13 protein-coding genes are annotated in these 13694 nt (G+C 75.3%); 6 read left to right on the top strand and 7 right to left on the bottom strand.

Going from position 1 to position 13694, the window contains the following annotated elements:
- Positions 1 to 113 precede the first annotated feature (113 nt).
- The 5 genes from fahA to OG871_RS28710 all read right to left on the bottom strand — a co-directional run bounded on the left by fahA (position 114) and on the right by OG871_RS28710 (position 6088).
- The gene (fahA, locus tag OG871_RS28690; protein WP_371500668.1) at positions 114 to 1331 is read right to left on the bottom strand and encodes a fumarylacetoacetase; all 1218 of its coding nucleotides are present in this window, start codon (positions 1329 to 1331) and stop codon (positions 114 to 116) included.
- A complete protein-coding gene (locus OG871_RS28695; protein ID WP_371500670.1) occupies positions 1328 to 2149 on the bottom strand; it encodes a hypothetical protein in 822 nt (273 codons plus the stop codon). The genes fahA and OG871_RS28695 overlap by 4 nt, the downstream gene beginning before the upstream one ends.
- The gene (locus OG871_RS28700; protein WP_371500671.1) at positions 2146 to 3345 is read right to left on the bottom strand and encodes a homogentisate 1,2-dioxygenase; all 1200 of its coding nucleotides are present in this window, start codon (positions 3343 to 3345) and stop codon (positions 2146 to 2148) included. Before OG871_RS28700 ends, OG871_RS28695 begins: the two co-directional genes overlap by 4 nt.
- 20 nt (positions 3346 to 3365) lie before the next feature.
- On the bottom strand, positions 3366 to 4574 hold the full coding sequence (gene hppD / locus OG871_RS28705) for a 4-hydroxyphenylpyruvate dioxygenase (RefSeq protein WP_371500673.1): 1209 nt from the start codon (positions 4572 to 4574) through the stop codon (positions 3366 to 3368).
- A gap of 224 nt (positions 4575 to 4798) precedes the next feature.
- Positions 4799 to 6088: a phosphoribosyltransferase family protein gene (locus OG871_RS28710; RefSeq protein WP_371500675.1), complete on the bottom strand. Its 1290-nt coding sequence runs from the start codon at positions 6086 to 6088 to the stop codon at positions 4799 to 4801.
- Between the two features lie 245 nt (positions 6089 to 6333).
- Between OG871_RS28710 and OG871_RS28715 the strand changes: the two genes are divergently transcribed.
- The gene (locus OG871_RS28715) at positions 6334 to 6684 is read left to right on the top strand and encodes a hypothetical protein (RefSeq protein WP_371500676.1); all 351 of its coding nucleotides are present in this window, start codon (positions 6334 to 6336) and stop codon (positions 6682 to 6684) included.
- Between the two features lie 179 nt (positions 6685 to 6863).
- Here OG871_RS28715 and OG871_RS28720 read toward each other — a convergent pair whose 3' ends face one another.
- Positions 6864 to 7466 carry a hypothetical protein gene (locus OG871_RS28720; protein WP_371500677.1) on the bottom strand — a complete coding sequence of 201 codons (603 nt, stop codon included), beginning with the start codon at positions 7464 to 7466 and terminating at the stop codon, positions 6864 to 6866.
- 182 nt (positions 7467 to 7648) lie between these two features.
- On the opposite strand from OG871_RS28720, the gene OG871_RS28725 reads away from it, so the two are divergent.
- From OG871_RS28725 to OG871_RS28735, 3 genes are all read left to right on the top strand, one after another.
- Complete coding sequence (locus OG871_RS28725) at positions 7649 to 8767, top strand: hypothetical protein (protein WP_371500679.1); 1119 nt, start codon at positions 7649 to 7651, stop codon at positions 8765 to 8767.
- A 129-nt stretch (positions 8768 to 8896) separates the two neighbouring features.
- Positions 8897 to 9226: a hypothetical protein gene (locus tag OG871_RS28730; RefSeq protein ID WP_371500681.1), complete on the top strand. Its 330-nt coding sequence runs from the start codon at positions 8897 to 8899 to the stop codon at positions 9224 to 9226.
- Positions 9223 to 9621, top strand: coding sequence for a hypothetical protein (locus OG871_RS28735; protein ID WP_371500683.1), 399 nt, complete (start codon positions 9223 to 9225; stop codon positions 9619 to 9621). Before OG871_RS28730 ends, OG871_RS28735 begins: the two co-directional genes overlap by 4 nt.
- A gap of 16 nt (positions 9622 to 9637) precedes the next feature.
- Here the strand turns inward: OG871_RS28735 and OG871_RS28740 are convergent, their stop codons facing one another.
- Complete coding sequence (locus OG871_RS28740) at positions 9638 to 10570, bottom strand: hypothetical protein (RefSeq protein WP_371500684.1); 933 nt, start codon at positions 10568 to 10570, stop codon at positions 9638 to 9640.
- Positions 10571 to 10719: 149 nt separating this feature from the next.
- Between OG871_RS28740 and OG871_RS28745 the strand changes: the two genes are divergently transcribed.
- Positions 10720 to 11472, top strand: coding sequence for a response regulator (locus OG871_RS28745; RefSeq protein WP_371503457.1), 753 nt, complete (start codon positions 10720 to 10722; stop codon positions 11470 to 11472).
- Positions 11473 to 11574: 102 nt separating this feature from the next.
- Positions 11575 to 13662 (top strand): sensor histidine kinase, encoded by a 2088-nt coding sequence (locus OG871_RS28750; protein ID WP_371500685.1) that lies wholly within the window; start codon positions 11575 to 11577, stop codon positions 13660 to 13662.
- The last annotated feature ends 32 nt before the right edge of the window (positions 13663 to 13694 follow it).

A 13694-nucleotide genomic window follows, 5' to 3' on the forward strand; every position in this document is an offset into this window, starting at 1 on the left:
CCTCCAGATCACGGGGGTCGGTGCCCCCGACAGCCTAGGCCGCGGATACGCCGGTGGGCCCCCGACCGTGTCGGAGGCCCACCGGAGGGACCGCGGCCCAGGCGCGATCGCGGTTACGGCACGATGCGGCCGTAGACCTCGCCGAAGCCGATCCGGGTGCCGTCGGGGCCCGGGGCGGTGGCGGTGATGGAGACCTCGTCGCCGTTCTCCAGGAAGGTGCGGGTGGTGCCGTCCGGGAGCTTGACCGGGTTCTCGCCGTTCCAGGTGAGCTCGATCAGGGCGCCGCGGGTCTCCGGCTCCGGGCCGCTGACGGTGCCGGAGGCGTACAGGTCGCCGGTGCGCAGGTTGGCGCCGTTGACCGTCATGTGCGCCAGCTGCTGGGCGGCCGTCCAGTACATGGCCGCGAAGGGCGGGCGGGAGACCGGGTGGCCGTTGAGCGAGACCTCCAGGTCCAGGTCCAGGCCCCAGGGCTCGGCGGCCCGGTCGTCCAGGTACTCCAGCGGCTCGACGTCGCGGGCCGGCGGGGCGACCCGGGCGTGCTCCAGGGCCGCCAGCGGGACGACCCAGGGGGCGACCGAGGTGGCGAAGGACTTGCCGAGGAACGGGCCGAGCGGCACGTACTCCCAGGCCTGGATGTCCCGGGCGGACCAGTCGTTGAGCAGCAGCACGCCGAAGACGTGCTCGGCGAAGTCGGCCAGTGCCACCCGGCTGCCCAGCTCGGTCGGGGTGCCGACGACGAAGGCGACCTCGGCCTCGATGTCCAGCCGGCGGGAGGGGCCGAAGGAGGGCAGCGGGTCGGTCGGTGCCTTGCGCTGGCCGTGCGGGCGCACCACGGGCGTGCCGGAGACCACCACCGTGCCGGCCCGGCCGTGGTAGCCGATCGGCAGGTGCTTCCAGTTGGGGGTGAGCGGCTCCGACCCGGGCCGGAACAGCCTGCCCAGGTTGGTGGCGTGGTGCTCGGAGGCGTAGAAGTCGACGTAGTCGGCCACCTCGAACGGCAGGTGCAGCTCGACCTCGGCCAGGTCCACCAGGTTCGGGACGACGGCCGGCCGGTGGGCCTCGTCGGTGAGCCACTCGGTGATCGCGGCCCGCACCGACGTCCAGGTGGAACGCCCGGCGGCCATCAGCGGGTTGAGGGTGTCCGCGTCCAGCAGGACGGACGGTGCGCCGGCCGCCCGCGCGGTGGCGCCGAGGTCCAGGACCTGCTCGCCGATGCGCACGCCGATCCGCCGCCGGCCGGGGCGGTCGGGAGCGGTGAAGACGCCGTACGGCAGGTTGTGGACGCCGAACGGGGAGTCGGCCGGCACGGCGAGCCAGGTGGTGGCGGTCAACGGTCCTCCAGTGGGGCGGGCGGGGCGAGCAGGCCGAGGGCGGCCAGGTCGGCGAGCGGCTCGGCGACGCTGCAGGTGCCGAAGGCGGTGAACCGGCGCCGCACGTCGTCGATCCGAGTGTCCGTCAGGTCGAGTGCGGCCTTGGCCAGCACCTCGCCGGAGCGCTCGGCGAGCACCTCGGCGGCCAGCCCGGCGTCGTCGCCCGCCTGCGCGGCCAGCAGGACGTTCAGGAAGCCGTGGTGCTCGAAGCCGGTGGCCGGGTCGGTGTGCCGGACGGCGTGGTGCAGGCCGGCCGTGCACTTGTACGGCAGCCCGCGCCCGGCGCAGCCGGCCAGGAAGGCGGCCAGCTCGGCCTCCGAGGGGAAGGCCCCGGCGGCGAGCCCTCCGGTGCGGAACTTGGCCCGGTACGGCGTGCCGGCGAGCACGTCCAGCGACGCCTCCAGGCCCTCGCCGCGCGGGAGTTCCACGGCGGCCGCGACCCCGGGCGGCAGCTGCTCGTTCAGGGTGGCCACCGCCGCACGGAGGTCGGGGTCGGCGAGCTCCACGCCGACCACGGTCAGCCCGTCCGCGTCCGCCAGTGCGGGCGCCAGTTGGCTGCTGCCTCCCGGCAGCACCAGGGCGACCCGCAGGGGTGCGGTGGTGGTGGCCCGCAGTTCGGCGAGCCGGCCCGCTCCGCACAGGAACGGGCCGACCGCCTCGGCGTACCAGGCGGACCGGTGCGCCTCGTGGGCCGGCACCGCCTCGGGCAGCGGCAGGTCTCCCGGTGGGAAGAGCGCCGCGTCGTCGAACAGCCCCCGGTAGAGGGCGGGTACGGTCACCGGGCGGGCCCGCGGCCGGACCACGTCCAGGCGTAGCCCGGGTCCTCGCCGGCCGTCCCGGCCTCGCCGAGCTCCAGCGGGCGGAAGGTGTCCACCATCACCGCGAGCTCGTCGAAGAACTCCGCGCCGATCGAGCGCTCGTAGGCACCCGGCTGCGGCCCGTGCGTGTGGCCGCCGGGGTGCAGCGAGATCGAGCCCTGGGCGATGCCGGAGCCCTTGCGGGCCTCGTAGTCGCCGCCGCAGTAGAACATCACCTCGTCGCTGTCCACGTTGGCGTGGTAGTACGGCACCGGGATGGACAGCGGGTGGTAGTCCACCTTGCGCGGCACGAAGTTGCAGATCACGAAGTTGTGGCCCTCGAAGACCTGGTGGGCCGGCGGCGGCTGGTGGATCCGCCCGGTGATCGGCTCGAAGTCGGCGATGTTGAAGGCGTACGGGTACAGGCAGCCGTCCCAGCCGACCACGTCGAACGGATGGTCCGGCACGGTGTACCGGGTGCCGACCACGCCGTTCGCGCCGCGGTGCTTGACCAGTACGTCCACGTCGGTGCCGTCCACCAGCAGCGGCCCGACCGGCCCGCGCAGGTCCCGCTCGCAGTACGGCGCGTGCTCCAGCAGCTGGCCGAAGCGCGAGAGGTAGCGCTTGGGCGGGGTGATGTGGCTGTTGGCCTCGATGCAGTACGCGCGCAGCGGCGCGTCGGGTGCGGGGACCCAGCGGTGGGTGGTGGCCCGGGGGATGATCACGTAGTCCCCCTGGCCGACCTCCAGGGTGCCGAACACCGTCTCCACCGTGCCGGAGCCGGACTCCACGTAGACGCACTCGTCGCCCAGCCCGTTGCGGTACAGCTCGCTCGGCGCGCCCGCCGCGACGTAGCTGATCCGCACGTCCGCGTTGCCGAGCACCAGCCGGCGCCCGGTCACCGCGTCGGTGTCCTTCCAGTCCTCGCCCTCGAACAGCGTGTGCAGCTTGAGGTGGCGGGGGAGCAGCGGAAGGTTCGGGGTGGTGGACTGGTCCGGCAGGACCCACGTCCGGGCGTCCACGATCGCGGAGGGGATGCTCCGGTGGTAGAGCAGCGACGAGTCGGAGGTGAAGCCCTCCTCGCCCATCAGCTCCTCGTAGTAGAGCCCGCCCTCGGGCGTGCGGTGCTGGGTGTGCCGCTTGGGCGGAATGCTGCCCAGCTGCCGGTAGTGCGCCATCGTGGAGTCTCCTCACGGGCTCAGAGGTTGCCGCGCTTGTCCTGCTCGCGCTCGATGGACTCGAAGAGCGCCTTGAAGTTGCCCTTGCCGAATCCCAGCGAACCATGCCGCTCGATGAACTCGAAGAACACGGTCGGCCGGTCGCCCTGCGGCTTGGTGAAGATCTGCAGCAGGTAGCCGTCCTCGTCGCGGTCGACCAGGATGCCGCGCTTCTTCAGCTCCTCGACCGGGACGCGGACCTTGCCGATCCGCTCCCGCAGCTCGGGGTCGTCGTAGTACGAGTCCGGGGTGGAGAGGAACTCCACGCCGCGCGAGCGCAGCACGTCCACGGTGGTGAGGATGTCGTTGGTGGCGAGCGCCAGGTGCTGGCAGCCGGGGCCGCCGTAGAACTCCAGGTACTCGTCGATCTGCGACTTCTTCTTGGCGATGGCGGGCTCGTTCAGCGGGAACTTGACCCGGTGGTTGCCGCTGGCGACCACCTTGCTCATCAGCGCGGAGTACTCGGTGGCGATGTCGTCACCGACGAACTCGGCCATGTTCACGAAGCCCATGACCCGGTTGTAGAAGCCCACCCACTCGTTCATGTGGCCGAGCTCGACGTTGCCGACCGCGTGGTCGAGCGCCTGGAACAGCCGCTTCGGCGTACCCTCCGGGCGCTGCACCTTGCTCTCGGCGACCACGTAGCCCGGCAGGTAGGGGCCGGTGTAGCGGGAGCGGTCGACCAGGGTGTGGCGGGTCTCGCCGTAGGTCGCGACGGCGGCGCGGCGGACGGTGCCGTTCTCGTCGGAGACGTCGTTCGGCTCCTCGAGGATCCGGGCGCCCTGGGCGCGGGCGTGCTCGATGCACTTGTCCACGTCCGGGACCTCGATCGCGAGGTCGACCACACCGTCGCCGTGGCGGCGGTGGTGGTCCAGCAGCGGGCTGTCCGGGGCGACCCCGCCCTTGATCACGAAGCGGCAGGAGCCCGAGCGCAGCACGTACGACTTGCGGTCCCGGCGGCCGGTCTCCGGGCCGGAGTAGGCGACCAGCTCCATGCCGAAGACGGCCTGGTACAGCTGGGCCGTCAGGGTGGCGTTGCCGACGACGAAGACCACCGCGTCCTGGGCGATCACCGGGAAGGGGTCGTTGGCCGGGTTGTGCTCGACCAGGCCCACCAGGCGGCGCAGCTGCTCCGCGTCGAGGCCGGCCTCCAGCTCCTCGGGGGTGAGTTCAACGGCGTTGGCGGTCATCGGTGCTTCCTCCACGTCGAGGGGGTCCGCGGCGCAAGGGTGGGCGCCATCGGTTGGGCAGAGCTTGCTCCTGGCAGGCCGGTTGGGCAACAGGTCGGGGTTTCACTGATCAATGTGTACAAGGTGAGCAGACGGGCGGCGGTTCTTCTGTTCAGATTGCCCACTGTTTCGGGCGGTGCGCGGGGCTCCTGGGACGGGGATCGGGTCGGTGGCGGTGCCGCAGCTCAATCCTCGAACGTGAAGTGCCGGGTGAACCACTCGGCGGCCACCCGGGCGACCGCCGCCAGTGCGCCCGGCTCCTCGAACAGGTGGCCCGCCTCGGGGATCACCAGCAGACCGCTCTCGCCTCCCAGCTCGGCCCGCGCCAGCCGGTTGAGCTCCAGGACGCCGGTGTCCGCACCGCCGACGATCAGCAGGGTCGGCGCGGTGACCCGGGCGATCCTGGGGCCGGTGAGATCGGGGCGGCCGCCCCGGGAGACGATCGCGGCCGGCTCGGTGCCGGGCTCGGTGGAGGCCCACAGCGCGGCGGCGGCGCCGGTGCTCGCACCGAAGTAGCCCAGCGGCAGCCCGGTGCAGGCCGGATCCGCGCGCAGTCGCCGGGTGACCTCGGCCAGCCGGGCGCCGAGCAGCGGCGGGTCGAAGACCTTGCCGCGGTCGCCCTCCTCGGCCTTGGTCAGCAGGTCGAGCAGCAGGGTGCCCAGGCCCGCGCGGTTGAGCAGGCGGGCCACGGCCCGGTTGCGCGGGCTGTGCCGGCTGCTGCCGCTGCCGTGCGCGAACAGCACCACGCCGAGCGGATGGTGGGGGACGGCCAGGTCGCCGGTCAGCCTGGCGCCGGGCAGGTCGAAGACCGTCCGGACGGTCGGCTCGTCGGCCGGGTGCCGCTCGCCCGCCTCGGCCAGGCAGTCCAGCACCTCGGCGTCCGTGGTCTGCTCGAAGTCGTCGTAGAACTGGCCGATCGCCCAGAACCGGGACGGGGTGAACGGACAGACCAGCTCGTCGGTGGCCGACCCGAGCCGGTCCGCCCAGTCCTCCGGCGCGACCGGCACTGCCAGCACGACCCGCGCGGCGCCCCGGGCCCGGACGATCTCGCAGGCCGCCAGCGCGGTGGAGCCGGTCGCCACACCGTCGTCGACCACCACGACGGTGCGGCCGCGCAGCTGGATCGCCGGGCGTCCGCGCCGGTACCGCTCGGCCCGCCGCTCCAGCTCCGCCCGCTCCTCCCGTTCGACCGCGGCCAGCTGCGCCGGGGCGACGCCCGCGCCGCGCATCACCCGGTCGTTGACCACCCGGACGCCGTCCTCGCCGATCGCGCCCATCCCCAGCTCGGGCTGGCTCGGCACGCCCAGCTTGCGGATGACGCAGATGTCCAGCGGGGCACCCAGCGCCCGCGCGACCTCGGCGGCGACCGGCACCCCGCCCCTGGGCAGTGCGACCACCACCGGATCGGCGGCGAGCAGGTGCATCACCTCGGCCGCCAGCCGGCGGCCCGCGTCCCTGCGGTCGGTGAAGTGCATGGTGCCGCCTCCCCCTCCACCGTACGTCCGCCCCGGCCGGGACCGGAGCGGGACGCGGGGTGGCCTGCCGCCCGTGCGTCCGGGACGGCGGGACGGCGACGGTGGAGGCCTGACCGGCCGCGGAACCCGCCGCGGCGGCAGCCGAGTTGAAGGAGCTGCCACGACACCCCGGAGCGGCCGCGGGGGACCGTCCCCGACGGCCACGCCCACCCGGGCGAGGAAGCCCGGAAAGGCTGGTGATCGAGATGACCGCCCCCCGCATACCGGCGCCCCGCGCGCCGCTGCCCGACCACCGCGCGCTCACCGGCCTGCGCCGGATCACGCCGACGGACGGCCTCGCCGGGCCGTTCCGCGCCCTGGCGGTGGTCCGTCTCGGGCCCGGCGAACGGGCGGAGCTGGCCGCCGACGGCGTCGAGCACGCCGTGTACGTCAGCGCCGGTTCCGGCCGCGCGGCCACCGGTGACGTCCGGGTGCCGCTGCGGCCCGGCCACGCGCTGACCCTGCCGCCCGGCAGTGCGGCCGCGCTCACCGCGGGCCGCGCCGGGCTGGAGTACGTCCACGCGGAACTGGCCGTCCCGGCCTCGGGGGAGGAGTAGCCGAGGCCGGCACCGACACCGCCCGGCGGCCGCCTCGGTCCACGGCCCGTTCGGGTGAATCGGTCGGCCACGGGCTGCACGCCGGTGGGCCCGGTGGCCAACCCGAGGGGACGGCGTGCCCCGCGGTGCAGCGGCTGTGAGCGGGGCGCCGTAGCCGGGGCAGGCCCGGGCCCCGGCCCTCAGGCGGGAATCGCCCGGGGGCCCTCCACCAGCCTGACCGGGACCTCGCCCGCCGCGCTCTGCACCTGCCGCACGAAGTCGCGGGCCTGCAGCGCCTCGGCCGAGGTGTGCACGACCACGCCACTGCCGTCACCGCTGGGCCCCACCCCGTAGACGTCCAGCAGGATCTGCCCGGTCCGCTGCGCCTCGACGATCCGGTCGACCGCCGCGAGCTCCTGCGCGGCCGTGTACGTGCACAGGGCGACCCGCACCTCCACCGCCGCCGTCTCCGGGTGGGCGCCACGGGCGGCGGCGATCAGCTGCCGGGCGCGGTCGCCGCTGGTGGCGTAGAGCAGGACGCGGCCGTTGGCGCCGTCCACGGCCAGCGCGGCCCAGGTGTCGGCGAACGCGCCGCGCCCCTGGTCGCCGAGGGCGGTGGCGGCGGCCTGCAGCTCGGCGGAGGCCGTGGGCGTGCCGGCAGGGGTGCCGGCAGGAGAGGCGCTGCCGGGGGAGCCGTCCGAGGTGGAGACGGTGACGGTGAACGGGCCCGGGGCGGGCGCGCCGCAGGCGGCGGCCAGGGCCACTGCGGCGCAGGCCAGAGCGAGGGCGGCACGACGCTTCATCGCGGTGTCCTTCCGGAGGTGACGGAGTGTCGGCCCTTGGACGGGCGCCCGGCGCCGCCGGTTCCGGTCCCGGGCGGGGAACGGGCCGTGGCCGGGCGTGAGGGCTCAGGCGCCCGGGGCGGCGGGCGGCGCACGGTGGCAACGTCGGGTCGCTCCCGCGGCCCGGGGACAGGAGGGCCGTGATGGCGCATCCCACCGCTGCGGTCGCCCTCGACCGCCTGCTGCAGACCGGCGGAGCCGCCGTCCGGCTGCTGGCCCGCAGCGGACCGGCCGCCCGGGGCGAACTCGCCCGCACCCTGGCCACGTTGAACGCCGACCGGTTCCTGGTGGTGGCGGAGTCCGACCCGCCGCCGGAGCCGACCGCCCCGAACGCCCTGCCGCTGCGCACCCCCGCCGCCACGACCCTGCGATCGGTCGAGCGTCTCGCCGAACAGGCCCTGGCCGCCGGGATCACCCGCCGCACGGTCGTCCTCGGCGTCGGCGGCCCCCGGACCTCGGACACCGCCGGGCTGCTCGCCGCCCTGGTCTTCAACGGGCTGCGCCTGGTGCAGGTGCCGACCACGCTGGCCGCCGCCTGCGGTCCCGCGCTGTCGCTGCGGCACACCGTCGGCTCCGGCGTGCTGGGCGTCTGGCAGGCTCCGGAGCTGGTGTTCTGCCCGCTCGACGCGATCACGGCCGCCGGCGTGCCGGCCGCCGGGGCGATCGACGCGGTGCGCAGCGTCCTGGCGGTCTGCCCCGCCGGGTACGCCGCCCTCGACGCGCTGCTCCGCCCCGAGGGCGGCTACCGGCAGCGCGAGGCCGCCGCCCTGATCGCGCTGTGCGCCGACGCCCGCGCCGCCGTCACCGGCTACGACCCGCTGGAGCGCGGCCCCGGGCGCGCCCTCGGGTACGGCCGGACCCTGGGCCGGGCGATCGGACTGCTGACCGGCGGGGCGCTGCGCGCGGGCGAGGCGGACGGGCTCGGGATGCTCGTCGCGGCCCGGGCGGCCGCCCACCTGGGCCTGCTGCCCCTCGCGGACGAGCGGGCCCACCGCGAGCTGCTCCGCCGGGCCGGGATGCCCGTCGCACTCCCGCCGGGTGTCGACCCCGCCGACCTGCCGGGCGCTCTCCGGCTGGCCGCCGGGCGTGACGGCGAGCGCGGCCTGGTGCTGCTGGAGGGCCTCGGCCGGCCGTACTGCGCCGACGGCAGTCTGCTGACCGAGGTGGACGAGCGGACGCTGCGCGCCGCAGCCGACGCCGTACGGCCCGGCGGCATCCCGCGCAGCCGCCGGGCCGGTGTCCCGGCCCGGTGCGAGAGCTGATCCGGGCCCGGGACGGGACGCCGCGCCCGTGCACCCGGGACACCGGGTGGCCGATCGTCGAAAGCGGACAGCCCGCGGGCACACCGCGAGCGCACCGCCAGAACCTCGCGAGAACGGGAGAGACCAGCCATGGGCAGCACTGCCAGGACCGCCGTCACCGCCCTGTACCGCGGCCGCGCCGTCGACCCGGGCCGGGTGCTCGCCGGCCCCCTGCTCGGGATCGGCCTGTCGTGGCTGGACCCGGAGGGCGAGCTCGACCTGGCCTCCGACGGCGTGGAGCACGCCCTGTACGTGACCGCCGGCTCCGGCCGGGCCGGGAGCCAGGGCGCCGACGTCCCGCTCGCCGAGGGCACCGCCGTCACCCTGCCGCTCGGCGGCAGCCTCACCCTCACCGCCGGCCCGGACGGGCTGGAGTACTTCCACGCCGTGCTGGCCGTCCCCCGAGGAGGCTTCCGATGATCGTCGTCACCACCGCCACCGCCTCGGCCGCCGTCCTGGTCGGCCCGGAGGGCGAGTACACCCGGATCCGGTCGCTGGCGCAGCGCGCCATGGTGCGCAGCGCCACCGAGTCCTTCGAGCACCTGCGGCTGAGCCCCGGCGCCGAGCACGAGCATCCGGGTCGGGCGGACAGCGAGTCCGCGTGGTTCGTGCTGCGCGGCCCGGTGCTCGCCGAGCAACTGCCGCACGCCGCCCACCACCTGGCCGCCGAGGGCGACCTGCTGCTGGCGCCGGCCGGCCGCGGTCTGCGGCTGCGGGCCGGGCCGCTCGGCGCGGAACTGCTCTGCCTCGCCCTGCGCACCCCCGTCGCGCCGCGCCGCCCGAGGCGCCGGACCGGCGGGCGCGTGCGGCCGTGACCGGCCGCCGACCCCGTCAGCCGTGCCGGGCGAAGTCCTCCAGCGAGACGGTGGCGGCCCGCAGCTCGGGCCGGTACCGCACGCAGTAGCTGCGCGGGTACCAGCCCGGCTGCTGCCAGGCCTTGGGCTGCTTGACGGGGGCGCAGGCGGCGGCCGGGTCAGCGGTCCGCGCCTCGCGCAGGGTCTTCAGCGACACCATCGGCTCCAGGAAGCTGATCCGGGCGTCGTAGGAGCCGTAGAGGAAGGTCCTGGTGAAGCTCGCGCCGTGCCACTCGGCGGAGGTGAGGTCCGGCAGGTGGTTGCCCATCGCCACCTCGGTGAGGTTGCGGTTCTGGTGGTCGGCGGGCAGGTACTCGGGCGGCACCGGCCGGGTCGCGGTGGCGAAGTCGGCGCAGTCGATCAGGCCCCGGCACGGGCCGGGGCGGATGGCGTCCCGCTCGGCCTTCGGCTGGAGGTAGAAGTGGGTGTCGAAGTGCGGCCGGTCGTAGACGCCGGCCGGCGGGTGCCCCATCGGGTTCCAGTTCAGCAGCACCCAGCGCAGCGGCATGCCGGGGAGGTCCAGCAGGGCCCGGGGCAGGGCGAGGACGCGCTCGTGGCTGGCCGCGCACTCGGTCGCCGGGTCGGTGTGCCCGTCGCCGTCGACGTCGTAGCAGTGGTGGCCGTCGGTCATCGCGGTGGGCAGGTCCCGCAGGGCCGCGTCCGCGTACAGCACGCCGACGGCCAGCGGACGCCCGCCGTCCAGCTGCGCGTACGTCCGCACCAGGCCGTCGCCCAGGCGCTCCGGCCGGCCGAGGGCCGAGCACGGGCCCTGCCGCACGAGGCCCGGGACGCAGGGGACCAGGTCGGCGGGGGCGGCGGCGGCCGGGGTGACCGGCAGGGCCGCGGCGGACGCCACCGCGCCGATCGCCAGGGCCAGCCGGAGACCGGCTCGCAGAAGTCTCGATGCCATGGCGCAGCCTCTCGCGACGGAATTCCGGGTGGGTGCTGTCGGAGGATCCCCCGGGAACCGGCCGCAGGCCTCCGCATGTCACGAAGAGTCACCCTGATGGCACTGCTAGTGTCGGCGGCGTGGACGATCGGCTGAGGAACGTGGCGACGGTGCGTGTACTGATTGTTGACGATCATCCGCTTTTCCGAGAAGGCCTGCGGGCGGCCCTGGAGAGCGCCGACGGAGTGCAGGTGGTGGGGGAGGCCGAGACCGTGGCCGCCGTGGTGGACGCGGTCGCCGCGTGCCGGCCCGACGTCGTGGTGATGGACCTCTCGCTGCCCGACGGTTCCGGCCTGGACGCGGTCCGCCGGCTCGCCGAGCACGGCCCGGATGCCCAGGGCCCGGACGTTCAGGGCCCGGACGTTCAGGGCCCGGACGTTCACGGCTCGGATGCCCCGGGCCCGGACGGACGGGCGACGGACGCGCAGGGCCCGGCCCCGGCCGTCCCGGTGCTGATGCTCACCATGGCCGACGACGACGGCAGCCTGCTGGCCGCCCTGCAGGCCGGAGCCCGCGGCTACCTGGTCAAGGGCGCAGGCCGGGACGAGGTGCTGCACGCCGTCCGTACCGTGGCCGCCGGCGGGGCCGTGTTCGGGGCCGACATCGCCGTCCGGATCACCGCGCTGCTCTCCGGCAGCCGGCTGCGCGAGGCGGGGCAGCTGTTCCCCGCGCTGACCGCCCGGGAGGCCGAGGTGCTCGACCTGGTCGCCCGCGGCCTCGACAACCGCAGGATCGCCCGCGAGCTGTTCGTCGCGGAGAAGACCGTGCGCAACCACGTCACCCACATCTTCGAGAAGCTCCACGTCGCCACTCGCGCCGAGGCGGTGGCCCGGGCCCGCGACATGGGGCTCGGCGACCGCTGAGACCCCCGTCCGGGCCGCGGTCGGGACCACCGGCCCGTGCGGTTGGGACGGCGGGCGCGGAAGCATGGACAGCTCGGGGCGACGGGGGCCGAGGAGGGCTGGATGATCACCATGGAGACTGCCACCGACACCACCGCGGACGACGGGCCCGGCACCGATACGCCGCCCGTGCGCCTCGGATGGGCCCTGGTCGCCTGCGGGGCCACCGTGCTCTGCGCGCTCTGCTGGTCCGTCCTCGCGCTCACCCATCTGCACGAGCCGGGGATCAGCGAGGACTACCTCTTCGACGGCGCCCAGGTGGCGCTCTTCCTGCTGCTCGCGCTGGCCGGGGTGTTCATCCTGGTCAACCGCAACGGCCGGGGGCTCGGCGCACTCCTGGTCGCCACCGGACTGCTGCAGTGCCTGCGGATGGCCGTCGGCCTCGGGGCCGGCCTCGCCGGTGCCGGCCCGGTCGCCGCGAACCTCGTCGCCCTGGTGGTGCTGGCCTCCGACGTCACGTACATGTTCATGACCCTGGGCTTCCCGCTCTGGCTCCCGGACGGGACCCTGCCGCGCGGGCCGTGGCGGGTGATCCCGGTCCTGGTGGGGCTCTGGAGCGTGGTGCTCGGCTACTTCAACACCTCCTCGATGCCGGACTGGGCAGGCGTCCCGAACCCCCTGCTGAGCGGCGGCTGGGGCGAGTTCAGCGCGCACCTGCACAGCACCCTGGACCCGATCGCCCAGGACACCGCCACCGCCACGGTCGGCTTCACCCTGGCGGTGGCGGGCTTCCGCTGGTGGCGCTCGCCCGGACCGCACCGCGGACTGGTCGAGGTCCTGGTGCCGTACCTGCTCTGGATGCTGCTGGTCACCGTCCCCGCCTACACCGGCGCGCAGGGCGCCTGGGTGACCTACGGCGTCTCGCTGCTCGGTCCGGCCGGCTGGCTGCTGGGCCTCGCCGTGGCCTTCCGCCGGGACCGCTCGGTCTCGCTCGACCGGGCCACCCGCCGCTACGTGTCCGCCTACGTCTTCTGCATCCTGCTGTTCGGCGCCCTGCTCGCCGCCGCCCTGGTGGCGCACCTGGTGTGGCCTGGCGGCGACCGCAGCGACTGGTGGTGGACGATGCTGGTCGCAGCCGCCCTCGGCGCGCTGCTGCGCCCCGCCGCCCGCGGCGTGGTCGGCGTGGTCGACCGGTACTACTACGGCGAGCGGGCCCACCCGTACCAGGTGGCCCGGCGGCTCGCCGAACGGATGAGCCGGGCGGTGGACCCGGCCGACGCGCCGCCGCTGCTGTGCGAGGCGGTGGTCGGCGCGCTCGGCCTGCCGGGCGCGTCGGTGCTGGTGCACACCAGCGGCGGCTCCCGCGAGCTGGCTCGGATGGGCCGCCGGGACCAGCCGGTGGAGAGCTTCCGGCTCAGCTACGAGGGCATGGCCATCGGCGAGCTGCGGGTGTCGCCGCGATCCGGCCAGCGAACGCTCGACCGGCAGGACCACGAGGTGCTGGGCCTGCTCGCCGACCAGGCCTCGCCGGCCATCGCCTCGCTGCGGCTGTACGAGGACCTCCAGGCCAGCCGCAAGCGGCTGGTGCTCGCCCGCGAGGAGGAGCGCCGCCGGCTGCGCCACGACCTGCACGACGGCCTTGGCCCGGCCTTGTCCGGGCTGCGGCTGAAGGTGGACGCCGCGCGCTGCCGCCTGCCCGCCGGCTCCCCTGCCGAGACCTCGCTCACCGCCGCCTCGACCGGGATCGGCCAGGCGATCACCGAGCTGCGCCGGATCACCGACGGCCTGGCGCCCGCCGCTCTCGGCAGCGAGGGCCTGGCCGGGGCGCTGCGCCAGCTCGTGGACGGGTTCGGCGGCCAGACACTGCGGGTTCTGCTCGACCTCGACCCGGACCCGTTGCCCGCCCTGCCCGCTGCGGTGGAGGTCGCGGTCTACCGGATCAGCGGCGAGGCGCTCAACAACGTGGTGCGGCACTCCGGCGCCACCGATGTCCGTCTCTCGCTGCGGGTCGGCCCGGACGAGGTGGCGGTCGAGGCGCATGACAACGGCGGCGGCTTCCCGGCCCACACCGAGAGTGTCGGGGTGGGCCTGCGCTCGATGGCCGAGCGCGCCGAGGAACTGGGCGGGACCTTCAGTGCCGCCAACGACGCGTGCGGCGCGGTGGTCCGCGCGGTCCTTCCCCGGGCGGCCGCGGCCGAGCAGGCGGGCTGACCTGCGGGTCGGCGATCCCGGGCGGAAGGGGG

This window comes from Kitasatospora sp. NBC_00374 (genome assembly GCF_041434935.1).
Classification (GTDB): Bacteria; Actinomycetota; Actinomycetes; order Streptomycetales; family Streptomycetaceae; genus Kitasatospora.